The sequence below is a fragment of the Microbulbifer sp. CNSA002 genome, from assembly GCF_047324085.1.
Lineage (GTDB): Bacteria > Pseudomonadota > Gammaproteobacteria > Pseudomonadales > Cellvibrionaceae > Microbulbifer.
In genome coordinates, this window is the sequence record NZ_CP172449.1 from 4,231,784 (window position 1) to 4,256,874 (window position 25,091).

Here is a 25,091-nt window from a genome sequence, read left to right on the forward strand (position 1 = left end):
CTGACACAGATTACGCGGCGCAAAGATTGGCGGTTAATTCCTAAAGTTCGATGAATGAAATATGAAATTTAAATTTCAGCTCTTTGTTCAAAAATCCATTTCACACAAAACCCGCCAAACTCGCCACACAATGCAAAAAAAGCGCCAAAGAATTTGTGCGGGGTGATGAATAGCGGCAAAGAAGCTTGAAAAGTTCGCCAAAAATTATATAGTCACTTATATAAGTGCTTATGGAACAGCTTTTATGAAATACAGCCAACTGGGGACTCAGCTTCGTCACCTTCTGGAATTACTGGATGGCGATGTAGCAGAGAGCTATAGGGCCTGTGGCCTGGAGAATTACAAACCCCGCTACACCCCGATAATGCGTGCACTTATCCACAAGAGAGATATCACCATTAGTGAGGTGGTAGCGAGCACCCATATTTCCCAGCCCGCAGTGAGTCAAACTGTAAAAGACATGATTAAACAAGGGCTGGTACAGACCTCTTCTGGAGAAGATGCTCGCCAGCGCAAAATACGCTTGACCCGCAAAGGCAGTGCGTTGATACCCAAGCTAAAACAGCAGTGGATAGCAACTCTGGAAGCTGAGCAGTCCCTCAATAGCGAATTACCGACAGAACTATCAGAGCTGCTCAATCAAACAATTCAAGCTTTAGAGAAACGCTCTTATTTAGAGCGGATAAAAGAAAATCTATCAATAGAGGCTACATAAATATGAAACGCCAACTCAAGATGAGTTTAGCGGTATTTATCAGTTTTTTTTCCGTATCTCTCGCGGCAAGTTCCGGCGCAATGAGTTCCTGCCAGTTTGAGACAGGCCCGGTTATTAAAGCTGCTGCAGTAGCTATTCAGAAGCACTATATATTGGAGGAAAAAGGACAGGCGCTATCCGCTCAACTCAATAGCCTGGCAGAATCCAAACACTTTAATCATCTTTGTAGTGACTACCAACAATTAGCCAGCGCACTTACCAAAGAAATTCGCACCCTTTCCGGTGATAAGCATTTCTATATAGAGCATATAGATAACCAAAAAGAAGCCCACAATTGGATTGAACAGTGGCAGGCTGAAGCGCCCAGCAATAACTACGGCGTTAAGAAAATTGAGATTCTTCCCGGTAACATTGGCTACCTTTCTCTCTCCTCCTTCCACACCTATAAAAATGCCCACCAAACCCTCGCTGCGGCTTTCACCCTGCTTCGCCACAGCGAGGGCCTAATACTCGATTTACGCAGTAATGGCGGCGGAGACGAAGAAACCGCCAATGCTGTTCTGCAGTCATTTATTGACCCCCATTCTCCCTTTCCCTTTGTTATTGAAAGCCGCAAGGGGAGAGAAATACCGAAACGTATTTCACCTCAACCCTGGCCCAGCTATGGGAGTGACAGACCAATGGTCATTCTGATTGATGGGAGATCCTTCTCTGCATCTGAGAGTACCGCCTTCGCACTACAACAGCTGGGCCGAGCCACGATTGTCGGTAATGCCAGCGCCGGTGGGGCACATATGATGGAGTCTCCCCAATCCCTCCCCTATGGCTTTGAAATCGGTATCCCAGATAAACGCCCGGTTTCTACGATTGCCGGCAGCCGCCCCAACTGGGAAGGACAGGGTGTTATCCCCGATATTGAAGCCGGCCAGCAGGAGATCATTCAAATCGCATTAAAAGTAGTGACAGAGGCCCTATAAGGCTCCCTTTACTTTGCTAAATTGAGCACTAGCGAAACGGGCACACAGGCTTGACCCCGCTCCACACAGGCAGAGCCGAATCCTCTTTATTATCTGATGGCGCGCCAGTTCGGCTTTTGAAAGCCCCCTCCTCTATGGTCAGGCGCATCAAAGCTGTTCCCTTGCGCTCCTGTAGGCTGGGGAGGCGCACCTGATCCCAGCGCTCCGGCTCTATATCTTCAATAATCGCTTTAAAAACTGCATCAAATTCCCGCTGCTCTTTGACCCTCTCACCTCGGCAAAACAATACCGCAGAGCGATAATTAGCACTGTGATGATAAGCTGACTTGGCCAGTACCCACTCATCGCAGCGGGCAAATGAAATACAGACCTGTTCTCCTGCCTCCAATAGTTTTTGTAGCCGGCTCTTGTTAGCCAGGTGAAAATACAAAAACTCCCCCAGACGCCAAATGGTTAAAGGAATAATGATGACTTCACCGTCTTCAATAAAACCGACATGGCCCAGTTTTAGCTCATCGACAAGCTTATAAACATCCTCTCGCCGATAACTGGCACGTTTCGGGGCACGACGTACACGACTCTTCGCTGAGGTTGGCAATTCATCAGAGATTGGCGAATGTAAATTCATAAAACCTCCTTTAATTCACTCTGGTATGAAATAGATATCGCCAATGTAGGATCTTGCTGGTACGCTGATAAGCGCCAGTTTTAACTATTTTATGGTGCCAGTTTTGAGTGCCGCCGAGCTTACAGACCTAACTCTCGAATCAGGCCAGCCGCTACAGGAACAGTTGTATCGACAATTGGTAGATTGGATCTGCAACGGCCGGCTGGCTGCTGGTACCAAGCTCCCCTCCTCGCGCCGGTTGGCTGAATCCCTCTCTATCAGCCGCAATACGGTGACATTAGTTCTGGACCAGCTGAAAGCGGAAGGCTTCCTTACCAGCCATCCTGGGAAAGGCGTATTTGTATCTCCCGAATTGCCGGCCTACACAAAGAAAACACACAGGCAGGGTTGGCAAGCACAGAAGAATAGATACTTACCATCACTTTCTCACTATGGTGATTTTGCACAGACTTTATCTTGGGGTAAGAAAAGTGAAGATCAATCTCTTCCCTTCACCCCCGGCCTACCGGATCTAAGCGCATTTCCATTCACTATTTGGAATAAATTATACCGCCGCCACCAATCCAGGTTAGCTCTCACAGGTTACGGGCAAAGCCAAGGTTATTTACCTTTGCGTATGGCACTTACGGAATACTTGCGCAACTCCCGGGGAGTTCGCTGTAACACTGAACAAATTATTATTACCAATGGAGCTCAGGAGGCCCTGAATTTATGTGCACTAGTCGCGATTAACCAGGGAGACAAGGTTTATATAGAAGATCCGGGATATCGCCGTGCTCGAGCAGCTTTCCAATCTATTGGAGCAAAGCTCGTACCAGCGAACCTGAAAGATAAGCACTTGGATGTTGATAAGCTGGTCAATAGTGCAACCCAAGCCAAGTTACTTTTTACCACACCAACACATCAGTACCCTATGGGTGGTGTTATGCCTGCTGGTGAACGAATCAAATTATTGGATTGGGCGACAGAGGCAAGCTGCTGGATAATTGAAGATGATTACGACAGTGAATTTTCATTCCAACACAAACCCATCGCAGCACTCCAGGGCATGGGAGAAAATACACCTGTACTCTACATGGGGAGCTTTAGTAAGACCTTACTACCCAGCCTACGATTGGGCTATTTAGTGGTGCCTAGTTCCACAGTAGAGGCATTTACCCAAGCCAAAGAAATGTTATCTGGCCACTCCCCCTTAGTCACACAAGCCGTCGTGGCAGACTTTCTCGACGAGGGGCATTTTGTGCGACACCTTCGCAAAATGCGTGCTAACTATATGAAGAAATGGGAACATTTCTGTCAGCTTATTCGAGAAGAAGTACCACCTCCAGCCGGACTAATTGCCAGTAGCGCCGGTATGCACTTGGTAATATCTACGCCGGGACACGACGACATCACCCTTTCAAAAAAACTACGCGAATACGGATTTGGCAGCACACCACTATCGCTCTTCTATTCCAATAAAACTGAAGATCCAGGATTGGTGCTCGGGTTTGCCAACACAACTTTCGAACAGAGGGCAGATTGCGCAAAGATTCTCGCAAAAACCCTGAAAAAGTAGCCATAACACACCCAAACAAAACTTATTTTTATAATGCAGGTTTCTTCATTTTTCGCACCAGCATTAAGCACCTCCACCTAAAATAAAAAAGTAAATATTTTAATAGAATAAAAACAATCTATTATCACCAAAATATCAAATAAAACCCAATAAATTAGGAAAAATTTCCTATGGCTCTTTCCCAAACCTAGGTCACAATCTCCATGGCTTTGGGTGTTCACTCTCTTTTTTAATTACTCAGATAATTAGGGAAATTTGATATGAAAAATAGAAATATGAATTCTATAAAAGCATCATTGCTCGCTGTATCCGGTATTGCCGCACTATCGCTCTCCGCCGCCGCTTCAGCTGTCAGCTGTGGAGATACCATTACAACCGCAGAATCACTTACCAGCGATATTCTAAACTGCGCAAGCCATCCTGCACTCGTGATAGATGCTGGCGGATCACTCGATATGGCGGGTTACCACCTCAGCTGCGATGGCAGTGGAATTGGCATTCAATTGAAAGACAGCGATAGAGTCCTTGAGGATACTGTTGGTGGAAGCACTATCACAAACTGTAACAATGGCGTATCTGCCGAAGGTGATGGCAGCCATCAAATCTTTGATATCACTGCTTCGTCAAACTCTATTGCAGGAATCGCCCTTTGGAGTTCAGGTAATACTGTTGAAGCCTCCGATGCTAGCGGTAATGGGGGTATGGGTATACGCGTTATGGGTGACGGTAATCGTGTGAGATACTCTTATGCATCAAGTAACGGTCTCCAAGGAATAAAGATCGTTGGTGACAATACTCTCATCAGATTCAATGAGACGAATCTCAATACGTCGAGTGGGATTGTAATTGATAGTGGGGATGGCGGCATTGTTGCCAACAATCTATCAGATAATAACGGCGTTAACGGCATTATGATGTTGGGATTGGGTCAAGTCGGATACTTGATCATTGGCAATACCGCGGAAAATAATGCCGGCGCAGATCTTGCTGACCACAATCACCCTGCTTGCACTGGCAATGTATGGATTAGAAATACTTTTGGAAGTGCTAACGATGCCTGTATTAATTAAATGATATAGCGACTTTAGTGGCGAGCCGATTAGTTTTAAATATCGGCTCGCTCTCACCTAAAATAAAACCCTTTCCCTCGACGGCCATCAACTGCCAATATATGTTTTCTAGAATAAAACTGTTACTTATAACAGCAATTAATAGTGGTCCTTATAGCTAGTAGCGACTTCCCCTGAGAATAAGGTATAGAAATCAAAAAATGATAAAGCTGAGTAAATATAGAGGTTGCTTTAAAGGAATAGCCATCGGCGATTCATTTGGCGCCCCGTACGAGGGTGGCGTTCTAGAAAGACAACTCTGGAAAATTATCGGGAAAACCGAACAGGGTAAAAAGCGTTACACCGATGACACGCAGATGTCTATTGATATTGCGACCTCCTTTCTTGAGCATAATTACCTTGATCAGGACCATATAGCCAAAAAGTTTGCCCAAAGTTATCGCTGGAGCAGAGGGTATGGTCCCAGTGCAGCGAAACTACTCAAAGGCGTCAGGGATGGTAAACGCTGGCAAGATTTAAACCGAAAAAAATTTAAGCATGGTTCTATCGGCAATGGGGCCGCCATGAGAGCACCTATTATTGCCCTCTGCCATCCCCAAAATGACTATCGCCTCAAGCAATATGTACAATCGGTGTCTGAAATTACCCACGCCCATCCAGTTGCTGTCGAGGGAGCATACTTGATCGCTATCGCCATCTGTGAATCCCTGCAAGACCGTTCAAACAGAGAGATATTGAACAAACTGGAAGTAAGTTGTAAGTCCGAATTATATCGCTACAAACTGGAAAAGTGTGCGACTCTACTGTTTAATCAGAAAATCCCACATCCGCAGCAAATCAAGCAATGGCTAGGTAATGGCATTACCGCGCCAGAGTCCTGTATCACCGCCATTTACTTTGGACTTAAGTATCGAAACTCTCCTTTAACGTCTGTATTAGCTAATGTTTTTTCTCTAGGTGGTGACACAGATACCTTGGGTGCCATGGCTGCTAGCATCTGGGGGGCATTAAATGGAGAAGACCGAATGGAAAGCATGGCCGACAAGGTCGAAAACATCGATTTCATTACCGAGCTTTCTGAGAAACTCTATTTCACCCAATATCAGCATGAAAAAGCCTTACAACCCGCATAGCCTACTAAAAAGGGAGAAGGGAAGAATACACCGCGCTTGGACCCTATGGTGATTCTTTTCTTCCACCCCAGTAGTAAGCCTTAAACAAGTAGAGCAGATCGTAAAATAACCAAAATGTTAATTTAAAAATCTCTGACAGCTTAACCAGAGCACCATGAGGCTATTAAGAAGTGCTTTATTAGGACTGGATACTTCTCACCCTGACCAAAAGCTTTTCGATACTTTCAACAGTAGTACGCGCCCCAATAGCGCCAACAAAGAAGAAATGGTTACCTGTAACGGTCTGTGAAAAATAAGCGGAAGACGAGCGGATAATAAGCTGTACTAGCTCCCATCTTTCCCTTGGAATCTGCTCTGGAGATGCACCTCCTAAAAGTTTACTGGCAAGAACTCGATTGCGAATAAATGCCCAATCATCAATATTGCACAGCACGTTTTCCAAATCCCCCATTGAATCACTCTGAATAACAACGGGAATTGGATAGTCCAAGAAGTCAAAGGTGTTTGCCGTTTTCAATGCCCTGGAAAGATCTTCCTTAAACCCTTGCCCATCATACATTAACCCAGTGCCAATAAGCGCGATGGGAATTGCTCCAAGGAACGCCTCCCGATAGATATCTTTGGGGATAATTGTGTGTTGGTTTAGAGCATTCTGCTCATCAAGCGCGGCCAAAAAGGCAGGATATATGCCCTTTCGACTGGCCATCCCATCAACTGTCATTTCGATGGCCTTGGCATTAGCTTCGGGAAGAAAGCCCGGCAACGCGGGTTCTGCGGCCATAGCCACAAAGCATTCAATCGAAAAATTCAAGGCTTTCGCCGCCCTCGCTAGAGCCCCAGCGATTTTCCCTCCCATACTCCATCCGCACACCACTACCGAATTTGGAAGGTTATATTCAGACAAAATCTTGGCAATAATTTCTGCAGCCTGATCTCCCCAATCTTGAATTGTAAACTCCGGGTGAGTACTGCAAAAAACCGCATTTTCCATAGGGTAAGAAATAGCAAGGAAGGGAAAATCCGCTCGATTGACCCAGTGACTTATAAAATCATCTGAGCGGCCACCGGGATAGCCGTAGAAAATACGCGCTAGATGTGCTGTGCCTGGAATAAATACCATTAGCGGATTGGTACTAACCGCCGGTATATAACGGTAAAGCACTGGAAAATCATTGATTGTTTCCAGGACTTCCCCGTCAAACAAAGTGGGACTCGGTGCCATATTCACCCTGCGGAGAGGCAATCCGTTAACTTGGCGCTTTCCCCCAGACCTCCTCTAAGCGCTTATCACGCCCACAGCGGTAGCGATAATACTTGTAACGCAGGGGATTACGTTGGTAATAGTCCTGATGGTAGGCCTCTGCGGGATAAAAGGTTGCAGCGGGTTTTATTTGTGTCACCACCTTTTTACCCAACTCCGCTTCTACCTTTTTCTTGCTCTCCTCTGCTAACACCTTTTCTTCTTGATTGCCGTAAAAAATCTCGGCTCGGTACTGGTCACCGCGATCGCAAAATTGACCACCGGAATCAAAAGGGTCAACGTTGTGCCAAAAAATATTCAGTAAGTCGGAATAGCTGACTTTATTCGTATCGTACTTTACCTGAACAACTTCCGCATGCCCCGTACCACCGGAAGATACCTGTTCATAGGTCGGGTTTTTGACATGGCCACCGCTATATCCTGAGGTGGTTTCCAGGACGCCATCGACCTTGTCGAATGGCGGCTCCATGCACCAGAAACACCCTCCTGCAAAAATAGCCGTGCGAATATTCGATGAATCCTGAGCCAGGGAAATACTGGCCAATGAGAGGAACAAGAGAGCAATAATACTGCGCATCATTCAGTCCTTTACCGATTGTCGATGGAACACATTCTCTTCTGTCGTCTATTCGCAGGAATTTATTACAGGGTGACGGTACCTTCACAGGCGCGCAAGAAAATATCCCGATACTCTATCCCGTTAAAACGCATCGGGTTAGTACTAGCGGAAGGCTCCACCGATGCCATTTTCCCAACTCTGTCGGCATCAGTGTCATCAATTCCAATCTCCGACAGGCTGTGGGGAATCCCCAACTGTTTGCGCAATCCGAGCAACCAGTTGAGTACCGCATCAAATCCGCTATCAAACATCTCATTACCGGCCAGTTGTAGATAAAGTGCCAGATGCCCCATAGGCACCTGGATGGCTGGACGGTTGGCGATCAGAACGTAGGGCATCAATATCGCATTTAACAAACCGTGGTGCTTGTCATACAGGGCCCCCAATGGATGTGCCAGGGCGTGGATAGCGCCCAAGCCCCGCTGGAAAGCTGTAGCCCCCATACAGGAAGCTACCAACATTTGCTGACGCGCCTCGAGTTCTGCGCCTATAGCATAAGCTCGAGGCAAATACTCCTTGATCAGGCGCATCCCCTCCAGGGCGATTCCCTCGGCCATAGGATGGTATTGAGGGGAGTAAAAAGACTCGAGATTGTGTGACAGCGCATCCATTCCCGTCGCTGCGGTGAGGTCTGGGGGTAACCCCATTGTCAATTGAGCATCGAGAATAACGATATCCGGCATCATGCGCGGATGGAAAATCAGCCTCTTAACCTGGGCTTTCTCATCGGTAATTACCGCAACCCGGCCAACTTCAGAACCTGTGCCAGCCGTCGTGGGAATGGCAATCAGCGGTAAAATACCCTCTGGGTCCACACGCCTGTAGTTGTCGCCAATATCCTCAAAATCCCAAATACTGTGCTGCTGTCCCGCCATAAGGGCAATGGCTTTGCCCGCATCCAGGGCCGAGCCCCCGCCCAAGGCAATGACCCCATCGCACTTCTGCTCACGCAGCTTGGCCACCCCATCGGCGATATTTATCTCATTGGGATTACCTTTGATTTTGGAAAAAACGCTAACTTCCAGACCCTCCTGTTGGCATGGGTTAATCGCACTATCGACCAGTGGCAATGCGGCGACTGTAGGATCAGTAACTAACAGAGGCTTGTGAATATTCAGCTCCAGGCAAGCTTCAGCCAATTCAGTAATGCGACCGGGGCCAACCCAAACGGTCGTGGGATAATTCCAATTGACATGGTATTTATCCACAATTTCCTCTCTGACGTTCTGTCACTTTTGCATATTCAAAATAGGCTGTGACCTTTCGGAAAACAGGCAGACAATTTCACTTTCTGCATCCGGCAATCGTTCCCGCTAACCATCATGTTTAAAATGAAATGACTTGGGGCGGGTTAAATTCTCAAATCCAATTTTAGAAAGCGTACATCCACGACCAGATTGCTTAACACCCGTCCAGGCCAATTCCGGATCCAGGTAATCACAACGATTTAAAAAAACAGTGCCGGCCTCTAAATACCCTCCCATCTCCATTGCAACATCTTCATCGCGGGTAAAAATAGCCGCAGTAAGACCAAATGGGCTGTTATTCATAAATTCTAGAGCTTCGCCATCATCGTGCACTTTCTGCACCCCCAGCACCGGCCCAAAAGTCTCCTCACGCATCACTCGCATGTGGTGTCGCACCCGGGTTAACAGTTGCGGTGCCATATATTGGGTACCCCGCTTGTCCATTGGGAATTCATTCACATCCAAGTGGACCTTCGCACCCTCTGCTATCGCTTCATCCACCTGTGCGCGAGCCCGGTCTGCAGCTTCCGCACGCACCAAAGGCCCCAAAGTGGTTTCCACTTTATCCGGGCGCCCCAGTCGATAGTCACGCAGTAAGTCGACCGCTTGGGAAATAAACTCAGAAAAAATATCTTCATGCACATAGGCCCGCTCAATACCGCAACAGGACTGCCCGGAATTAAAATAGGCGCCGTCGACTACCGCAGCCACAGCCTGATTAATATCGGCGTCGGCGCGGACATAAGCTGGATCTTTTCCCCCCAGTTCAAGTCCCACTTGAATAAATCGACCGGCAACTGTGCGTTCTAGATTCGCGCCAGCGCCAACCGAGCCGGTGAAGGCAACATGCTGGATTTCCCCCGCACAGGCTAATCGCTGGGTATAAGCATGATTTAAATGAAGAAACTGAAAGACACCGTAGGGCAGTCCCGCCTCGCGAAAAATCTCCACCATTCGCTCAGCACACAGCGGTGTCTGCGCCGAGTGTTTTAAAATCACTGCATTGCCCGATAGCAGTGCCGGTACCACTGCATTAACCGCCGTCAGATAAGGGTAATTCCACGGGGCAATTACCAGGGAGACCCCTAAGGGCTCGCGGCGGATAAACCGGGTAAAACCCGGCTTCTCAGGTAACTGAATGTCAGCGAGGGCTTCAGTAGCAAGCTGTGCCATGGTCTGCGCACGATCCATAAACCCGTTAATTTCTCCTCCTGCATAACGGATTGGACGCCCCATCATCCAACACAGCTCCCGCCCCAAACGCTCTTTTTTAACGGCAAATATTTCCACAGCCCGCTCGACAATGGCGATGCGCTCATTGAGGGGAGTTCGCCTCCATGCTTTTTGTGCTTTACTGGCCCGATCCAGCACTACACGGATTTCCACCTCTCCCGCCAGAGCGCGCTCTACATAAACACTGTTATCAATAGGGGAAATACACTGAAGGTGGTGCATGATTTTTGTAGTCTTCATCGGCATCGATACTCCCAATTAAATAATTTCGAAGTACCGCTCCAACTCCCAGTCACTCACATGGCGGCGATATTCCCGCTCCTCCCATTCGCGACTGGCAGAAAAGTGTTCAACAAAGTCGCTGCCAAATAATTCCTGTGCCGCTTCTGACGCCTTAAATTGCTGAGTGGATTCCCACAGTGTACCCGGCAACACTTGTTCGTTTTCCAATTCCAGCGAGTAAGCATTACCGGCGACAGGCTCACTGGGCTGCCACTGCTGCATAACACCGTAAAGACCCGAGCCCAAAGCTGCTGCCAGTGCTAAATAGGGGTTGGCATCGGCGGCCCCCAAACGGTATTCGACGCGCTGGGAAGTGTCGCCGCCGGGGATAGCACGCAGTGCCGTTGTGCGGTTTTCCACTCCCCAATTGGCTCCCGTCGGCGCCCAAAAACCGGGTACCAGGCGGCGATAACTGTTAACGGTCGGTGCCATCAGGGCAAGGAGTTGCGGCATCAGCCTTTGCTGCCCAGCTATGAACTGACGCATTATCTGGCTGATACCATCTGGCTGGCTCGAATCGAGAAAGGCGGAATCACCGCTGCCACTATTGCGCAGTGACAAATGAATATGCCCGCTTTGCCCCGGGTACTCACTGGACCAGCGGGACATAAAAGTAGCCATCAAACCCATCCGCTGTGCCAACACTTTCATAAAGGTTTTAAACAGAGCAGCTTTGTCTCCAGCGGCCTCAGCACCATCGACTGCAATAGCCGCCTCTAAAACTCCCGGGCCTGTTTCCGTGTGTAAGCCCTCCAAGGGGAAATCCATGCGCTCGCTCAGCTCCAGGATTTCCCGATACAGCTCTCCGTGTACGGAATTTCGCAGTATGGAATAGCCAAACACATCAGGGGTAAAAGGCTTTAAATTGCGGAAACCCTTGTTCCGCACTGAATCGGGCGTTTCGTCAAACAGGAAAAATTCGTACTCCAGGGCGGCACAGGGATCAAATCCCAATGCGCGACAGCGTTCAATCACCCTGCGCAGAACTGCGCGGGGGCACAGCGCCTGGGCTCGACCATCAAACTCCGCGAGAAACAACAACATATCGCCTTCAAAAGGCACATCACGGCAGCTATCGGGGAGTATACGTACCGGGGCGTCTGGATATCCGGTATGCCAACCGGTATAACGAGTGTTATCGTAGAGCTGATCCTTAACATCCCAGCCCAGGACCACATCACAAAACGAGAAGCCCTTTTCCAGGGATGAGAGGAATTTGGCGCGGCTCATATATTTGCCACGCATTACACCATCGGTATCGAATAAGCCCACTTTGACATGACTGAGGCCTCGTTCTTCGACAATTGCGTGGGCCTCCTGAGCGGTTTTTACCTCCCGTGCCTTTACCATGACTGGTCCTGCCCCGTTGTTGTTATCTCCGAGTTACAGGATAGACCCGCCAGACGAGCTTCGACGCCAAAAACCCGGCGCAGGCGTGACTTTCAGCCGAGCCCCTCAGCATATATAATCCGCGCTCCAGATTTTCAGTTATCTATTCATTCAGGACCAGCAATGAGCTTCGAAAAGATCCCGGCAGGTAAAGAACTGCCCAACGATATCAACGTAATCATCGAGATCCCTGCCAACCACGACCCGATCAAATACGAAGTGGACAAGGACTCTGACGCAGTATTTGTGGATCGTTTCGTTGCCACTCCGATGTTCTACCCAGCAAACTACGGCTATGTGCCCCAGACTCTGTCTGAAGACGGTGACCCCCTGGACGTGCTGGTTGTAGCGCCTTACCCGGTAATGGTTGGTTCTGTAATCCGCTCTCGTGTTGTTGGCGTTCTGAATATGACCGACGAATCCGGTGTTGACGCCAAACTGCTGGCCGTACCACACACCAAGCTGACCAAGCTGTACGATCACGTTGAAGAAATCAGCGACCTGCCCGAGCTGCTGATCAAGCAGATCGAGCACTACTTCGAAAACTACAAAGCCCTGGAAGCGGGCAAGTGGGTTAAAGTAGAAGGCTGGGCTGACGCCGAAGCTGCACGCAAAGAAGTTATGGCTTCCCGCGAGCGCTACCTGAAAGAAGAAGGCTAAGCCTCACTTCTTTCAGAAGACTCTGAGCAATAAAAAAACCGGCCTAGTGCCGGTTTTTTTATTGCCTGTTAGGAGAGACCCTGTCAGTTAACTTCCCAATTGGGAACAGGGACCGGAGACGGCTCCTCCCCCTTGCGCTCACTCTCATCCAGAAGCTGGCCTTCCGCTGCACGCAAACTGAGATGCTCTACCTCAACGCTGACCGGTTCCACCGACTTGCGTTCATGCTCCTTTACGAGGTTTCCCTCCATGGGTGCCAAGGTCCACTGCGGTTTGGCCGCAGCTTCCTCCTTGGGCTTGCTCTGCTCAGTAACAGCTGTTCCGCTTTCATCCTTAATGCTGACCTGTGCGCCTATTTTGGCCAGGTTTGCCTGAAACTGCTGTGCTTGGGGCAGAGACAAGCCTTTTTTCAGTACCAGCGGGCGCCCACTGAATAGTTTCTCTATCGCCTGGGGATTACTTTTAAACAGGCGCACCATACTGGCTTTTACATCACCAGCGGTAAAACCCGCCACCAAGTCACCGCGAAAAACCAAACTGTAGGTAGATTGCGACATCAATAATATTTCCCTGAGTTACTCTTCCGAATCCAGAGTCTGGTCCATGGTATAAGCCGGAGCCCCTTCAACACGCCCTCCTACCTGGCGGGCGGGAACACCGGCGACGGTTGTATGAGCGGGCACATCGTGCAAGACCAAGCTACCGGCGGCAATTTTGACGTCCTCTCCCACCTTAACCGGACCCAGTACTTTAGCACCGGCGCCAATCATCACTCCGGGGCCAATTTTCGGATGGCGATCGCCGCTGCCGCTGCCACTGCCGCCCAATGTCACCGAGTGGAGAATCGAGACATTGTCCTCAACCACACAGGTCTCCCCCACCACTAATCCAGTGGCGTGATCGATCATAATCCCGCAGCCAAATCGCGCTGCTGGGTGGATATCCACCGAGAACTGTTCCGATACCTGGCTCTGGAAATAGAGCGCCAAGGTATGGCGGCCTTGATTCCACAACCAGTGCGCTATCCGGTGGGATTGCAGGGCGTGAAAACCCTTAAAATACAGGAAAGGCGTCAGGTACTGGTCGCAAGCCGGGTCCCGGTCATACCAAGCGCAAATATCCTCGCTCATACAGTGGGAAATACTCGGATCATTAGCCAGAGCCGTGGCAATCACTTCCTGAAGTGCGGTTGCCGTGAGGGCATTGTGCTCCAACACCGAAGCCAGGTGATCCGCCATAGCATCACCCAGAGACTTGTGGCGCAAAATGGTATTGTGGAAATAACTTGCCAGGATAGGTTCGCCAGCAGCCGCCTCTGAGGCTTCAGCCCGCATCGCCTGCCAGATATCCCGCTGCCCTTGAACGGCTGCTTCCTCACCCATAATTCATCTCCCTTATATTCCCCAGGGCATTCACTGCGGCGCAGCTTGGCAGGATCACTAGCCCCTTTCAAGAGGAAGCCTCCATCGCAAAGTAGCTTTCTTGCCACCCCCCATTGAGGTGGTAATGAACTGTAACCAACCTATCTCAACAGGCCGCTATAGTTGCCCATTAAATGGGGGGTAGCAGTGATCCGGAACCCAGATATAGCGCGTATAGATTTCCTGAAGGTGCTCGCAAACCGCAGTGCCCAGGGATAGTTCTGACTCCTGCAGCAACTCGGACAGGCGCTCCACGCTGAGAAGTTCCTGAAGCTCTCGGGCCCTGGGGGCATAGCTCAGGTGCCAGCGTTCCGGTGCGACTCCGCCGCGATCCTCTGCATAGGGCCGGAACAGCCCATAACTATTACCCGTGCTGATTTGGTTATCCAGCCAGCGGTGGAAGGCGCCAAAAACTCCGTCGTCCGCCACCTCCTGGGGGGTGAGCTGGACTGCATAGTCAGCGGGGACTGCCGCCGCATCGATAATATCGAAATCGGTACCCCAGTGGTGACGGGATGCTCCCGGCAATGCGGACCAGCGCAGGATAGCGAAGATCAGCTCCCGCTCGCTTAACTGTTCAATATCCAGGGGAGTACCGTGACTATCGAGAACCGGGCGGTGACCCTGCGCTTTGGCATTCCAAATCAACAGTTGTCGATCAAAGGCGCGAAAACCGGAAACGATTTTAGGGGCAAACCCCTCTTCACGGGCATCCCGACTCAAGCGCTGGAAGGCGATCAGTGCTTCGGGATGTAAAAGCTGGTCAGAAGCTGGGTCGACAATGACATGCTCATCGCCGAGTCCAAATAACATACGCTTCAGCGGTGTCGATAACATTTGCATCTCATTATTAGGCGAACTCCAAAGGGCAGGCTAAATTATTCAACAGGCTATGCCTACTTTAACAGAGCGCAGACAATCGCCCTTAACTATGGCACCAAAGCAGGGGCACCAAAGCAGGGGCACCAAAAGCAGGCGCGCCGCACAATAATCTGGCGGTAATGTTTGTTAGCCACCTGTTAATTTATGTTAAGTTCAAAGCCGCAGTCGAGGGGTTGGCTGCGACAACGGACGCTCAAACTGGTAGGGAAAACCGAATGCACCCGAGTCAATCAGAACTATTAAAACTAAAAAACCTGGGCCTGGCCTCGGTCAATATTCTCCACTCTATTGGCATTCGCTCCCACGATGACCTGCGCAGGGTTGGGCCTGTCGAGGCCTTTATCAGCATTCGCAATCGGGGGATTAACGCCTCCAAAGTAATGCTCTACGCTCTTCAGGGCGCGCTGATGGATGTGCACTGGAACGACCTGGAGCCAGAACTGAAACAACACCTCACCAGCGAGGTCGACCGCCTCCTTGCCACCCAAAACTCTGACTAGCAATTCCCCTCAAACACCACGGAAAGCGTCGCAGACACGCGCACTCGACGGACTCGGCACAGCAGGCCAAGCTGTGCCGATCTACAGTAAGGCAAGTTGCGCCAACCCTATCTAAACTTACCGGTGGAGCCGCGGAATAATTCCGTAAAGACACTCACTCAAAGGAGAGATCCGATGTTGCGCATTGGGCTATTCCTGCTGACCAACCTTGCTGTCCTTGTATTGGTTGGCATTATTTTCAATATTTTTGGGATTGGGGGAATTCTTCAGGCAAACGGTGTCGATCTCAACCTCGGCGCCTTGTTGCTGATGTGCGCGATTTTTGGTTTTGGTGGATCTTTTATTTCCCTGCTCTTATCGAAAACCATCGCACGGGTCAGTACCCGCACACAAATTATCGAGCAGCCCCGCAGTGCCGATGAACAGTGGCTGGTAGAAACCGTACGGGAACTCTCCCGCAAAGCGGGCATCGGTATGCCAGATGTGGGGATATTTCCAATGCCCCAAGCGAATGCCTTCGCCACCGGTTGGAATCGCAACAGCGCTCTGGTCTCTGTCAGTGCCGGTCTGTTGCAGCGCTTCAGCCGAGAGGAAGCCCGCGCCGTTATTGGCCATGAAATTGGTCACGTGGCCAATGGCGATATGGTGACGCTGGCACTGATCCAGGGCGTGGTAAATACCTTTGTGATGTTCCTCGCCCGCTTGGTTGGGTTCTTCGTAGACCGGGTTATCTTGCGCAACGAAGAGGGATTGGGCATCGGCTATTTTGTCACATCCATTGTTATGGACATCATATTCGGCTTCTTCGCCATGATGATTGTCGCCTGGTTCAGTCGCCGCCGTGAATATCGGGCCGACCATGCCGGCGCCACACTGGCCAGCCCTCAATCCATGATTGCCGCACTGCAACGGCTCAAGGTGGAGTCCGATCGCGGCCACGAGGAACCCCTACCCGGCAATATGAAAGCCTTCGGTATATTCGGTAGTATGGGAGCGCTTATGGCCACGCACCCACCACTGGATGATCGTATTCTCGCCCTGCAAAACTTCCGTAATTAGTATCTAATTTGGTAGATAATCACAGCTGTACGTTCATTTTCTCACAGAGTTGTAACTTAAAAGGGTCACTTTCTGTGTGAACAGACGTAAATTAAAGCAACCATGAAAAGAGGTGCCATGAAGTACATCCCACTACTCGTCGCCATATTTTTAATTGGGTGTTCTCCTTCATGGAGTGACGGCCCTTACGAGATTTATTGGATAGATGGCGAAAAAGCCCTTGGTTTTAATTTGGGGGACGATGCTTATATACGCCGTATCGATGAACCACATCATATCAGTGCAAACGAGATGTTCGTCTCAGTCTACGCTTGCCCTGAGGGTGCCTGCGCTTACTATTACATAGATCGACTTAAAGACCACAAATTTGCAGATTCTTCCGAGTTTGTTTTTGGCCCCTACACAGAAAAGACCTTTGTTCAATTGGAACAAAAGCTACAACTACCAAAACTGGAGCAATAATAAAAACATGAGAAAAGCATCAAGATTTATGCCTAAATACAAAACTGAAAAGGCAAGTAAAGCTACGTTATTTGTTTTTCTCGCAGCAGTGTTAGCTCTCCTTATTTACCAGCCAATGTTCTTTTTATCTTTAGCTGGTTTAGCATTATTGGCCATAATTTGGGGCACTGTCGAACAGCGCAAAATTGACAGGCATTTCCAACGACTATGTAACAACCGCAAAGGTTTATCCATTTGTGAATTTGCCCGGGAGTTTGATCGCAAAATTGTAGACACATGGATTATTAGAGCGGTGTATGAGCAACTACAAGCGGCACTTCCCACCAAACAACTGGTCCCAATTCAAGCATCAGATGATTTCTTTAAGACCCTAAAACTGGATGAAGATGATCTCGATCTGGACTTAATTGAGGAGATCGCACAAAGAACCGGGCGAACCCTTGAGGACTATCAAAGCAACCCCTATTTAGGCAAGGTAACAACGGTCCGGAACCTGGTACTGTTTTTTAATCACCAGGCCTGTGGCGAGGCAACCTGACAGGCCGAAACAGGTTTTGCATCACGAAACAAAACTAGCGCATATGTCATCATTAATCCCACCGCAGAAATTTCATTGCTCCAGCAGCAGTCGGCGACACTCAGCCAAAGTGAGTTCCGATCCATAGCCCCCAGCTTTAAATCTCGCCAGCAGCCCCCAATAAACAGCCAACACCGCATAACGATTGCAAACAAGATACACTTTCAAAACAGCAACAAACAAAAAGGAAGACGACAGTTACAGACGTCTCTTCTAATCCGGCAGTTCAAAGGGAGGATTGTATTAATGACTCTACTTAAAACTCTACGCGCCAGCTTAATCTCAGTCTTTTTGCTGCTTACGCCAGCAATATCTGCACAGGCGGAAACCTTTGCCACCGACGACGAACACAACACCATGCAGGTGTTCAATTTTGCCAGTCCGTCGGTGGTCTATGTCACCAATGAAACCCTGGTGCGGGATCGCAGGACCCTGCGCCTCCACTCAGTGCCCAAAGGCGCCGGCAGCGGATTTATCTGGGACACTCAGGGCCATATTGTCACCAATTTTCACGTCATTGAAGGTGCGCGGCAAATCACTATTACTTTGCAGGATCGCAGTGAGTGGCCAGCCGAGCTGGTGGGATCCGCACCGGAAAAAGACCTGGCAGTTCTGAAAATTAACGCTCCCAGGGAGTTGCTAAAACCGCTGGTTGTGGGCACCTCCAGCAATCTCGCGGTAGGCCGTAAAGTACTGGCTATCGGCAACCCGTTCGGCCTGGATACCACTCTCACCACCGGGGTGGTCAGCGCCCTGGGGCGGGAAATTGAAGCCGCCAACAACCGCACCATTCGCAATGTTATCCAAACAGATGCGGCCATTAATCCAGGTAACTCCGGCGGCCCATTGCTGGATTCCCAAGCGCGTTTAATCGGGGTCAACACCGCAATTTACAGCCCCAGTGGCGCCAGTGTCGGTATTGGCTTTGCGATTCCAGTGGATACGGTCAAAAAAATTGTGCCGGAACTGATCAATCACGGCCGCCTGGTGCGCCCGATTATTGGTATCGAATCCGCCCCGGACCAGTGGAGTAGCCGCTACGGCTTTGAAGGGGTCGCCGTATTGCGTACCGCTCCCGGGCTTCCCGCAGAGAAAGCCGGCTTGCGCGGTATCCACCGCACCCGGGGTGGCGGCTGGGAATTGGGCGATGTGATTGTAGAAATAGAACAGCAGCCGATTCGCAGCTACGACGATTTGCTCAATGCCCTTGAAAAGCACAGTGCCGGTGACGAAATCACTATCGGCATACTGCGTGACGGGACAATTCGCTACACGTCCATTAGACTCGCGGCACCCGAATAAGCAGGCGATTGCGCCCTGAACAAGAATTAGGCCGGGAGCCGATAACCTATGCAGAAGTACTTCCTGTGTCGCTATGACGAATTAAGCGAAGGTCAATCCAAAGGGTTCTCCCTCGGAGACACTGCCGCCGGCACTGACAATGTGTTTGCTGTGATGAAAGATGGCGAGGTCTACGCCTACAAAAACACCTGCCCCCACCGGGGCATCAACCTGGACTGGCAGGAAGACCAGTTCCTCGATCCCGATGGCGCACTTATTCAGTGCGCCTCCCACGGCGCGCTATTCCTGATTGAATCTGGGGAGTGTATCGCCGGGCCCTGTACTGGTGATGCCCTGACCCCAGTACCGGTGGAATATGCACAGGACGGTCTCTACGCATTACTGGCCGACTGACAGCCCCCGGCCTTTCCCTCACGGGAGAAAAGGCAGGGCCTCCACCAGCTCGACGCCTTCAGCACCGAGGTTCGCGCGGTATGCGAGCACTTGCACACCAGCATCGACAGCGGAATCCAGGGCCTCAGCATAAGCGGGATCAATTTCCCGCGCCGCCTGCACCGTCTCGATACCGCTGTGTTGAACGCAGTAAAAAAGTACCGCCCGCACTCCGCTCTCAGCCAGCTTTTGCAGTTCGCGCAAATGCTTGGCGCCCCGGGCACTTACCGCATCGGGAAAGTAACCCTGTGCCCCATCTGCCAGGGTCACATTTTTCACTTCTACGTAGCAGTCCCCGTCGGCACCGGACAACAACAGATCGATACGGCTGTTTTCCTCGCCGTAGCGCACTTCCCTGCGCAGGGATTCATAGCCCTGTAACTCGCTGACTACGCCGGACAGAATGGCCTCTTCAACCAGAGCATTGGCGCGGCCTGTGTTCACCCCCGCCAGGGCTCCATCCGGGGTCGTACAGATTTCCAGAGTGTGACGGTACTTGCGCTTGGGATTGCCAGAATCGGAGTACCAGCAGTCTCCCCCCTCCACCCAACAATTCTTCATAGACCCCGTATTTGGGCAGTGGATGGTAAACACGTCGCCACTGGCAGATTCCACATCGGCGAGAAAGCGCTTGTATCGGCGCAAAAGTGTTGCCTTTTGCAACTGAGGGGTAAATTTCACGGGCTGGACCACTTGGCTGTAATTTCAGGCGCCACAAAATAGCAGACAACTATTTGTGGCGCGAATCGCGCAGATTTGATAGCTTCCTCGCTCTCGGTCGCCAGGGGTATCGGTACCGAGAACAGGATTAGCCTGACACCGCAGCGAATTTGATAGGTGAAAAAAGCATCACTTAGAAAGATTCCGGTCTAGGCTAGATTGAATTTGGTGGTATCGCCCCCATAAAGGGGGGCCCGTATAGAAAGAGAGGCAACGACTATGCCCAAAACTGCTGCGAGCACCGAATCTCTGCACGGCTTTGAGCCCTACAAGGAGACGCAGGGCGAAGAGTACATGAATGAGAAGCAGCAGGAGCATTTCCGCAACTTGCTGTTGGCCTGGAAGGCCGAGCTGATGGCGGAAGTGGACCGCACCGTTTCCCACATGAAAGACGAGGCCGCAAACTTCCCCGATCCCGCAGACCGCGCCAGCCAGGAAGAAGAATTTAGCCTGGAATTGCGCACCCGCGATCGCGAGCGCAAGCTGATCAAGAAGATCGATGCCACCCTGGAGCTTATCGACCAGGATGACTACGGTTTCTGCGAAGCCTGTGGTGTTGATATCGGCATTCGCCGCCTGGAAGCCCGTCCAACTGCCACTCTGTGCGTGGACTGCAAAACCCTCGCGGAAATCAAGGAGCGGCAGATCTCCGGCTGATCCACAACCGATAGCGGCACGGCGTTCGCTTGCGATCGCCCTGCTCGGAGGGGGCGATCAATGTATCGCCCCTATTCATTTTGAACAGCACAACTCCCTATATTGGTCGCTTCGCACCCTCCCCGAGTGGACCGCTCCACTTCGGCTCACTGGTGTGCGCCGTCGGCAGCTACCTCGACGCTCTCGCCCATGGCGGACACTGGCTCCTGCGCATGGAAGACCTCGACCCTCCCCGGGAAGAGCCCGGCGCGGCAACCCGTATTCTGAAATCCCTTGAAGCCCACGGACTGCACTGGCACGGCCCCGTCGAATGGCAGAGCAAGCGCTACGCACTCTACGAGGAAACCCTGTCCACACTGCGCCAACGGCAACTGATTTACCCCTGCGACTGCTCACGCAGCCAGATTAAGAAAAATGGTGGACATGCGAACGACTTCTGTCGCCTTAAATACGATGTGAGCGAACCCTCAGCGCTGCGATTGCAATGCGCGGGCGGCGAGGAAGGCTTTGTGGATATTTGGCACGGAGAGCAACGGCAGCTCATCCGCGAAGACACCATTCTCAAGCGCCGCGACGGCCTCTATGCCTACCAACTGGCAGTCGTTGTCGACGATATCGACCAACAAATCAACCAGGTGGTGCGCGGCTCAGATCTATTGGATACCACCGGTGCACAACAGCGCCTGTTTAAAATCCTCGGCGCTACTCCCCCCCAGTTCGGCCATCTGCCGCTGGTGATGGGCCCTGACGACAGGCAAAAACTCAGCAAACAAAATCACGCGCCGGCTATCGACGACAACATGGCTTCCGGTAACCTGTGTAAGGCTTTACAGTTCCTCGGCTTCAAACTGCCAAACACTGCCCTAACAGAATCCCCCGAGCATATTCTCAAGTGGGCTACCGCACGCTGGCGCCGCCACCAGATAGATATGCGCAACCGCCAATTGCACTGATTCCAAGCTGCACTTACCATTTCCGCGCCAGCCGCCCTTAGGGGTCCGGCTGATAACCCGCGTTGACGATTACACAGGGATGACTTCTCACCGGTACAGTGCGCGGGCAACAAATTTCTCTAGCGGGTTTTCAAGGCGATCTATGAGTAACCGCACACTATTAATTCTGCTGGTGCTGGTGGGTTATGTATTCTCCCCCACCATCTTTACCTGGATGATCAATCCCGTCGGCGCCTGGTACCGGCCGTTTATCCTCTGGTTCGTGCTGATCCTACTGGCGATTTTTATCCAGTGGAGGCGCAAATCAAATGAGCTTTGATATTGCCCACATTGCCCTGGTGGGAGTGGCTTATATCGCCACCCTGTTTTTTGTTGCCTTCGCCACCTCCAAGGGCTGGCTGCCTTCCCGCTGGGTGCGGCATCCACTGGTTTATGTGCTCTCCCTGGGCGTATCGTTATCGGCCTGGACCTTCTACGGTATCGTCGACCTGGCCTGGCAATATGGTTACGGGGTACTCGCCTACTATCTGGGCACCGGCGCCATGTTCCTGTTTGCGCCAGTAGCCCTGGAACCACTGGCGCGCCTGGCACAGCGCTACCAGCTGTACTCCCCGGCAGATCTTCTGGTGTTCCGCTATCACAGCCGCCAGGCGGGGACTCTCGCCACCCTGTTTATGCTGTTGGCGCTGCTCCCCCTGATCGCCCTGCAAATACAGGCGGTATCCGAGACCCTGGCGCTGCTGTCGCGGGATAGTGTGGCAGCCCTGGCACTGCCAGACAGCGGTGTATCAAGCAAAAACCTAATCGCATTTTTCTACTGCGTGCTGCTGGCGGTATTCACCAGTATGTACGGCGCCACCCGCGAGCGTGGCGAGGGCCTGGCCAGCGCCATGGCGCTGGAGTCCCTGGTAAAACTGGTGGCACTCACCGCGGTGGGTGGCTATGCCATTTACGGCGTCTTCGGTGGATTTTCCGGCCTGGATGAGTGGCTGCTGGAGAACCCCGATATGCACCAGCTGCTCTACACCCCCATCAAGCAGGGCTCATCCCACACCCTGCTGCTGGTGTTTATCGCCACTGCCGTGGCTATGCCACATATTTTTTACCTGAGTATTGCCGAGCGCCCCACCGGACAGGCAATGCGCACCGCCAGCTGGGGCTTCCCCCTGTTCCTGCTGCTGATGGCCCTGCCTATCTTTCCCATCATGTGGGCAGGCTTTGCCTTGGATGTGGCCGGCCCGGTGCAGTACTTCTCCCTGGCGGTTCCCCGCGCCAGTGGCTCGGCCCTGCTCACCACCCTGGCCTTTATCGGCGGCCTGTCAGCAGCCACTGGCGCATTAATTATGATCACCCTGGCCCTCGCCACCATGGTGATGAACCACTGGCTGCTGCCCGGCACCCGCTGGCACTCTGAGGACAATATGTACCGGCAGCTGGTGTGGCTGCGCCGCGCTCTGATCGCCGCTCTATTTATTGCCGGCTTTGCCTTTTACCTGTTACTCAACAACCGACTCTCCCTGTCGGACCTGGCCCTGCTGGCATTTATCGGATCACTTCAGTTCCTGCCGGGGATTTTTGCTGTAATCCACTGGCCGCGAGGTAATCGACGCGGATTTGTCGGTGGTCTGCTGGCGGGCATGTTGCTTTGGGGGGGCGGCCTGTTAATTCCGTCAATTTTTGGGATTACCGGCATCACCCTGCCCGGCACCTCCCTCCAAATCCCCCTGGGGATGTCTATCTGGACACAGATCACCACCCTGTCACTGGGGGTCAATGTCCTGTTATTTGTCGGCCTATCTCTGTTCACCCGCACCAGCAGCCTGGAGCAGTACGCCGCTGACCTGTGTAGCGACGACACCATCGCCCAGGCTCTGCGCCTGGGACTGGATGTGGAATCCGCCGCAGATTTTCGCCTGCGCTTGGCTGAAAGCCTCGGAGCCGCTACTGCAAATAAAGAAGTTAAACGCGCTCTCGCCGCCCTCAATCTGCCGGACAACGAGCGCCGCCCCTACGCCCTGCGTCAACTGCGCAACAAGCTGGAGTCCAATCTCTCCGGCCTGCTGGGGCGTGTTCTGGCGGTGCAAATTATTGATCGACACTTCCCGTTCCAGAACAGCGATCAGCCGGCAAACAAGGACATTCACCTGATCGAGACCCGATTGGGCCGTTATAAGCATCAGCTCACCGGCCTGGCCGCAGAACTCAATAACCTGCGTCTGTATCACCGCCAAATGCTGGAAGAGCTACCGATGGCCGCTTGCTCCCTGGGGCGCGACGGAGAAGTCCTGTTGTGGAACTACGCCATGCAGGACCTCACCGGTATCAGTGCCAGCGAGGTAATCGGCTCGAAACTGGAATACTTGGCGGAACCCTGGCGCAGCCTGCTGGGGGAATTCGCCCTATCCACCGATGCCAGCCGCTTTAAGCAACAGGTGAGCCTCGACGGCAACAGCCACTGGCTCAACCTGCACAAGGCGCGGCAAAAACGCAGCCGCAGCGACCGCTCCCGCGACGAGCGCGGCGATGCACAAATGTTGTTGCTGGAGGACATAACCGAAACCCAGGTATTGGAGCAGGAACTTATCCACAGCGAACGCCTGGCCTCTGTGGGCCGCTTGGCCGCCGGCGTGGCCCACGAAGTGGGCAACCCGGTAACGGGAATCGCCTGCCTGGCGCAAAACCTCCAGTACGACTGTGACAATCCGGAAGTCCTGGAAACCGCCGACCAGATCTTGAGCCAGACCCAGCGCATCAGCCGTATCGTCCACTCCCTGGTCAACTTCTCTCACAGCGGCAACCAGGAAGACAGCGAGCGGGCCCCAGTGGACCTCTATGCCTGTGTACAGGAGGCGGTCAACCTGCTGTCCCTGCAACGGGATAAGACCGAGGTCCAGTTTGAGAACCGGGTACCTGAAGACTTGATCGCCCCGGGAGACAACCAGCGCCTAATCCAGGTGTTTATCAACCTGCTCAGCAATGCCCGCGATGCCAGCCCCGATGGCGGCCAGATTGTAATCGAGGGCTATCGCAAGAGCGGCAGCGCCTGTGTCTCTGTCACCGACAGCGGACCGGGAATTTCAGCTCAGCATCGTGAACGGATTCTGGAGCCCTTCTTCACAACGAAAGAGCCCGGCGAAGGTACGGGGCTGGGGCTGGCAATGGTTTACAGCATTGTCGAGGAGCACGGCGGCCAGCTGGAATTGGTCAGTCCCGCAAATCCGGAAACCGGGACTGGCGCCCGATTTATTGTGCAACTCCCCCTGGGAGACTGAGGTGGCTGGACAACCATATCGATCATTATTTGTGCAAAAATAATCCGATTAACCGTTTTTGAGTTGCATCGAAACGGCGCCC

Annotated in this window: 26 protein-coding genes; 16 read left to right on the plus strand and 10 right to left on the minus strand. The window is 51.8% G+C overall.

Annotation, left to right across the window (positions count from 1 at the left end; genetic code table 11):
* Nucleotides 1–244: 244 nt before the first annotated feature.
* Nucleotides 245–715 carry a MarR family winged helix-turn-helix transcriptional regulator gene (locus ACG1BZ_RS18830; RefSeq protein WP_413663155.1) on the plus strand — a complete coding sequence of 157 codons (471 nt, stop codon included), beginning with the start codon at nucleotides 245–247 and terminating at the stop codon, nucleotides 713–715.
* A gap of 2 nt (nucleotides 716–717) precedes the next feature.
* Nucleotides 718–1,692, plus strand: coding sequence for a S41 family peptidase (locus tag ACG1BZ_RS18835; RefSeq protein WP_413663156.1), 975 nt, complete (start codon nucleotides 718–720; stop codon nucleotides 1,690–1,692).
* Between the two features lie 28 nt (nucleotides 1,693–1,720).
* Here the strand turns inward: ACG1BZ_RS18835 and ACG1BZ_RS18840 are convergent, their stop codons facing one another.
* Nucleotides 1,721–2,320: a pyridoxamine 5'-phosphate oxidase family protein gene (locus ACG1BZ_RS18840; RefSeq protein WP_413663157.1), complete on the minus strand. Its 600-nt coding sequence runs from the start codon at nucleotides 2,318–2,320 to the stop codon at nucleotides 1,721–1,723.
* 103 nt (nucleotides 2,321–2,423) lie between these two features.
* On the opposite strand from ACG1BZ_RS18840, the gene ACG1BZ_RS18845 reads away from it, so the two are divergent.
* The 3 genes from ACG1BZ_RS18845 (at nucleotide 2,424) to ACG1BZ_RS18855 (ending at nucleotide 6,081) form a co-directional block, all read left to right on the plus strand.
* Nucleotides 2,424–3,878 carry a PLP-dependent aminotransferase family protein gene (locus ACG1BZ_RS18845; RefSeq protein ID WP_413663158.1) on the plus strand — a complete coding sequence of 485 codons (1,455 nt, stop codon included), beginning with the start codon at nucleotides 2,424–2,426 and terminating at the stop codon, nucleotides 3,876–3,878.
* A 260-nt stretch (nucleotides 3,879–4,138) separates the two neighbouring features.
* The gene (locus tag ACG1BZ_RS18850) at nucleotides 4,139–4,948 is read left to right on the plus strand and encodes a right-handed parallel beta-helix repeat-containing protein (protein ID WP_413663159.1); all 810 of its coding nucleotides are present in this window, start codon (nucleotides 4,139–4,141) and stop codon (nucleotides 4,946–4,948) included.
* A gap of 200 nt (nucleotides 4,949–5,148) precedes the next feature.
* Nucleotides 5,149–6,081, plus strand: a complete 933-nt coding sequence (locus tag ACG1BZ_RS18855; RefSeq protein ID WP_413663160.1) for an ADP-ribosylglycohydrolase family protein — start codon at nucleotides 5,149–5,151, stop codon at nucleotides 6,079–6,081.
* A 178-nt stretch (nucleotides 6,082–6,259) separates the two neighbouring features.
* Here the strand turns inward: ACG1BZ_RS18855 and ACG1BZ_RS18860 are convergent, their stop codons facing one another.
* The 5 genes from ACG1BZ_RS18860 to ACG1BZ_RS18880 form a co-directional block, all read right to left on the minus strand.
* On the minus strand, nucleotides 6,260–7,303 hold the full coding sequence (locus ACG1BZ_RS18860) for an alpha/beta fold hydrolase (RefSeq protein WP_413663161.1): 1,044 nt from the start codon (nucleotides 7,301–7,303) through the stop codon (nucleotides 6,260–6,262).
* 25 nt (nucleotides 7,304–7,328) lie between these two features.
* The gene (msrA, locus tag ACG1BZ_RS18865; protein ID WP_413663162.1) at nucleotides 7,329–7,922 is read right to left on the minus strand and encodes a peptide-methionine (S)-S-oxide reductase MsrA; all 594 of its coding nucleotides are present in this window, start codon (nucleotides 7,920–7,922) and stop codon (nucleotides 7,329–7,331) included.
* Nucleotides 7,923–7,984: 62 nt separating this feature from the next.
* Nucleotides 7,985–9,169 (minus strand): iron-containing alcohol dehydrogenase, encoded by a 1,185-nt coding sequence (locus tag ACG1BZ_RS18870; protein ID WP_413663163.1) that lies wholly within the window; start codon nucleotides 9,167–9,169, stop codon nucleotides 7,985–7,987.
* A gap of 105 nt (nucleotides 9,170–9,274) precedes the next feature.
* Nucleotides 9,275–10,687 (minus strand): aldehyde dehydrogenase family protein, encoded by a 1,413-nt coding sequence (locus ACG1BZ_RS18875; RefSeq protein ID WP_413663164.1) that lies wholly within the window; start codon nucleotides 10,685–10,687, stop codon nucleotides 9,275–9,277.
* 12 nt (nucleotides 10,688–10,699) lie between these two features.
* Nucleotides 10,700–12,073 (minus strand): glutamine synthetase family protein, encoded by a 1,374-nt coding sequence (locus ACG1BZ_RS18880; RefSeq protein WP_413663165.1) that lies wholly within the window; start codon nucleotides 12,071–12,073, stop codon nucleotides 10,700–10,702.
* A gap of 162 nt (nucleotides 12,074–12,235) precedes the next feature.
* On the opposite strand from ACG1BZ_RS18880, the gene ppa reads away from it, so the two are divergent.
* Nucleotides 12,236–12,772 carry an inorganic diphosphatase gene (ppa, locus tag ACG1BZ_RS18885; protein WP_282931443.1) on the plus strand — a complete coding sequence of 179 codons (537 nt, stop codon included), beginning with the start codon at nucleotides 12,236–12,238 and terminating at the stop codon, nucleotides 12,770–12,772.
* 83 nt (nucleotides 12,773–12,855) lie between these two features.
* On the opposite strand, the gene ACG1BZ_RS18890 is transcribed toward ppa, so the two are convergent.
* The 3 genes from ACG1BZ_RS18890 to ACG1BZ_RS18900 form a co-directional block, all read right to left on the minus strand.
* A complete protein-coding gene (locus tag ACG1BZ_RS18890; RefSeq protein ID WP_413663166.1) occupies nucleotides 12,856–13,329 on the minus strand; it encodes a hypothetical protein in 474 nt (157 codons plus the stop codon).
* Nucleotides 13,330–13,347: 18 nt separating this feature from the next.
* Entirely contained in the window at nucleotides 13,348–14,154 is an 807-nt protein-coding gene (cysE, locus tag ACG1BZ_RS18895; protein WP_282931441.1) for a serine O-acetyltransferase, read from the minus strand.
* A 156-nt stretch (nucleotides 14,155–14,310) separates the two neighbouring features.
* Nucleotides 14,311–15,030 carry a M15 family metallopeptidase gene (locus tag ACG1BZ_RS18900; RefSeq protein ID WP_413663167.1) on the minus strand — a complete coding sequence of 240 codons (720 nt, stop codon included), beginning with the start codon at nucleotides 15,028–15,030 and terminating at the stop codon, nucleotides 14,311–14,313.
* Nucleotides 15,031–15,290: 260 nt separating this feature from the next.
* Between ACG1BZ_RS18900 and ACG1BZ_RS18905 the strand changes: the two genes are divergently transcribed.
* The 6 genes from ACG1BZ_RS18905 to ACG1BZ_RS18930 all read left to right on the plus strand — a co-directional run bounded on the left by ACG1BZ_RS18905 (nucleotide 15,291) and on the right by ACG1BZ_RS18930 (nucleotide 19,368).
* Nucleotides 15,291–15,575: a TfoX/Sxy family protein gene (locus ACG1BZ_RS18905; protein ID WP_108735343.1), complete on the plus strand. Its 285-nt coding sequence runs from the start codon at nucleotides 15,291–15,293 to the stop codon at nucleotides 15,573–15,575.
* A gap of 174 nt (nucleotides 15,576–15,749) precedes the next feature.
* Nucleotides 15,750–16,634 (plus strand): protease HtpX, encoded by an 885-nt coding sequence (gene htpX / locus ACG1BZ_RS18910; RefSeq protein WP_282931439.1) that lies wholly within the window; start codon nucleotides 15,750–15,752, stop codon nucleotides 16,632–16,634.
* A gap of 117 nt (nucleotides 16,635–16,751) precedes the next feature.
* A complete protein-coding gene (locus tag ACG1BZ_RS18915) occupies nucleotides 16,752–17,096 on the plus strand; it encodes a hypothetical protein (RefSeq protein ID WP_413663168.1) in 345 nt (114 codons plus the stop codon).
* A 28-nt stretch (nucleotides 17,097–17,124) separates the two neighbouring features.
* Nucleotides 17,125–17,634 carry a hypothetical protein gene (locus tag ACG1BZ_RS18920; RefSeq protein WP_413663169.1) on the plus strand — a complete coding sequence of 170 codons (510 nt, stop codon included), beginning with the start codon at nucleotides 17,125–17,127 and terminating at the stop codon, nucleotides 17,632–17,634.
* A 285-nt stretch (nucleotides 17,635–17,919) separates the two neighbouring features.
* Nucleotides 17,920–18,975, plus strand: coding sequence for a S1C family serine protease (locus ACG1BZ_RS18925; protein ID WP_413663170.1), 1,056 nt, complete (start codon nucleotides 17,920–17,922; stop codon nucleotides 18,973–18,975).
* A gap of 48 nt (nucleotides 18,976–19,023) precedes the next feature.
* The gene (locus ACG1BZ_RS18930) at nucleotides 19,024–19,368 is read left to right on the plus strand and encodes a Rieske (2Fe-2S) protein (protein WP_108734344.1); all 345 of its coding nucleotides are present in this window, start codon (nucleotides 19,024–19,026) and stop codon (nucleotides 19,366–19,368) included.
* Between the two features lie 18 nt (nucleotides 19,369–19,386).
* Here the strand turns inward: ACG1BZ_RS18930 and sfsA are convergent, their stop codons facing one another.
* Nucleotides 19,387–20,088 (minus strand): DNA/RNA nuclease SfsA, encoded by a 702-nt coding sequence (gene sfsA / locus ACG1BZ_RS18935; RefSeq protein WP_413663171.1) that lies wholly within the window; start codon nucleotides 20,086–20,088, stop codon nucleotides 19,387–19,389.
* Nucleotides 20,089–20,346: 258 nt separating this feature from the next.
* Here sfsA and dksA point away from each other — a divergent pair, with 258 nt between their 5' ends.
* From dksA to ACG1BZ_RS18955, 4 genes are all read left to right on the plus strand, one after another.
* Nucleotides 20,347–20,784, plus strand: coding sequence for an RNA polymerase-binding protein DksA (gene dksA, locus ACG1BZ_RS18940; RefSeq protein WP_108734345.1), 438 nt, complete (start codon nucleotides 20,347–20,349; stop codon nucleotides 20,782–20,784).
* Between the two features lie 29 nt (nucleotides 20,785–20,813).
* Nucleotides 20,814–21,737 carry a tRNA glutamyl-Q(34) synthetase GluQRS gene (gene gluQRS, locus ACG1BZ_RS18945; protein ID WP_413663172.1) on the plus strand — a complete coding sequence of 308 codons (924 nt, stop codon included), beginning with the start codon at nucleotides 20,814–20,816 and terminating at the stop codon, nucleotides 21,735–21,737.
* Between the two features lie 142 nt (nucleotides 21,738–21,879).
* On the plus strand, nucleotides 21,880–22,056 hold the full coding sequence (locus ACG1BZ_RS18950; protein ID WP_169337099.1) for a hypothetical protein: 177 nt from the start codon (nucleotides 21,880–21,882) through the stop codon (nucleotides 22,054–22,056).
* Complete coding sequence (locus tag ACG1BZ_RS18955) at nucleotides 22,046–25,009, plus strand: ATP-binding protein (protein ID WP_413663173.1); 2,964 nt, start codon at nucleotides 22,046–22,048, stop codon at nucleotides 25,007–25,009. The genes ACG1BZ_RS18950 and ACG1BZ_RS18955 overlap by 11 nt, the downstream gene beginning before the upstream one ends.
* Nucleotides 25,010–25,091 lie beyond the last annotated feature (82 nt).

What these genes read in the sequence shown, in the direction of transcription:
- ACG1BZ_RS18830 (WP_413663155.1), top strand. Translation starts at nt 245, where the DNA reads ATGAAATACAGCCAACTGGGGACTCAGCTTCGTCACCTTCTGGAATTA.
- ACG1BZ_RS18835 (WP_413663156.1), top strand. Translation starts at nt 718, where the DNA reads ATGAAACGCCAACTCAAGATGAGTTTAGCGGTATTTATCAGTTTTTTT.
- ACG1BZ_RS18840 (WP_413663157.1), bottom strand. Translation starts at nt 2,320, where the DNA reads ATGAATTTACATTCGCCAATCTCTGATGAATTGCCAACCTCAGCGAAG.
- ACG1BZ_RS18850 (WP_413663159.1), top strand. Translation starts at nt 4,139, where the DNA reads ATGAAAAATAGAAATATGAATTCTATAAAAGCATCATTGCTCGCTGTA.
- ACG1BZ_RS18855 (WP_413663160.1), top strand. Translation starts at nt 5,149, where the DNA reads ATGATAAAGCTGAGTAAATATAGAGGTTGCTTTAAAGGAATAGCCATC.
- ACG1BZ_RS18860 (WP_413663161.1), bottom strand. Translation starts at nt 7,303, where the DNA reads ATGGCACCGAGTCCCACTTTGTTTGACGGGGAAGTCCTGGAAACAATC.
- msrA (WP_413663162.1), bottom strand. Translation starts at nt 7,922, where the DNA reads ATGATGCGCAGTATTATTGCTCTCTTGTTCCTCTCATTGGCCAGTATT.
- ACG1BZ_RS18875 (WP_413663164.1), bottom strand. Translation starts at nt 10,687, where the DNA reads ATGCCGATGAAGACTACAAAAATCATGCACCACCTTCAGTGTATTTCC.
- ACG1BZ_RS18880 (WP_413663165.1), bottom strand. Translation starts at nt 12,073, where the DNA reads ATGGTAAAGGCACGGGAGGTAAAAACCGCTCAGGAGGCCCACGCAATT.
- ppa (WP_282931443.1), top strand. Translation starts at nt 12,236, where the DNA reads ATGAGCTTCGAAAAGATCCCGGCAGGTAAAGAACTGCCCAACGATATC.
- ACG1BZ_RS18890 (WP_413663166.1), bottom strand. Translation starts at nt 13,329, where the DNA reads ATGTCGCAATCTACCTACAGTTTGGTTTTTCGCGGTGACTTGGTGGCG.
- cysE (WP_282931441.1), bottom strand. Translation starts at nt 14,154, where the DNA reads ATGGGTGAGGAAGCAGCCGTTCAAGGGCAGCGGGATATCTGGCAGGCG.
- ACG1BZ_RS18900 (WP_413663167.1), bottom strand. Translation starts at nt 15,030, where the DNA reads ATGTTATCGACACCGCTGAAGCGTATGTTATTTGGACTCGGCGATGAG.
- ACG1BZ_RS18905 (WP_108735343.1), top strand. Translation starts at nt 15,291, where the DNA reads ATGCACCCGAGTCAATCAGAACTATTAAAACTAAAAAACCTGGGCCTG.
- htpX (WP_282931439.1), top strand. Translation starts at nt 15,750, where the DNA reads ATGTTGCGCATTGGGCTATTCCTGCTGACCAACCTTGCTGTCCTTGTA.
- ACG1BZ_RS18915 (WP_413663168.1), top strand. Translation starts at nt 16,752, where the DNA reads ATGAAGTACATCCCACTACTCGTCGCCATATTTTTAATTGGGTGTTCT.
- ACG1BZ_RS18920 (WP_413663169.1), top strand. Translation starts at nt 17,125, where the DNA reads ATGCCTAAATACAAAACTGAAAAGGCAAGTAAAGCTACGTTATTTGTT.
- ACG1BZ_RS18925 (WP_413663170.1), top strand. Translation starts at nt 17,920, where the DNA reads ATGACTCTACTTAAAACTCTACGCGCCAGCTTAATCTCAGTCTTTTTG.
- ACG1BZ_RS18930 (WP_108734344.1), top strand. Translation starts at nt 19,024, where the DNA reads ATGCAGAAGTACTTCCTGTGTCGCTATGACGAATTAAGCGAAGGTCAA.
- dksA (WP_108734345.1), top strand. Translation starts at nt 20,347, where the DNA reads ATGCCCAAAACTGCTGCGAGCACCGAATCTCTGCACGGCTTTGAGCCC.
- ACG1BZ_RS18950 (WP_169337099.1), top strand. Translation starts at nt 21,880, where the DNA reads ATGAGTAACCGCACACTATTAATTCTGCTGGTGCTGGTGGGTTATGTA.
- ACG1BZ_RS18955 (WP_413663173.1), top strand. Translation starts at nt 22,046, where the DNA reads ATGAGCTTTGATATTGCCCACATTGCCCTGGTGGGAGTGGCTTATATC.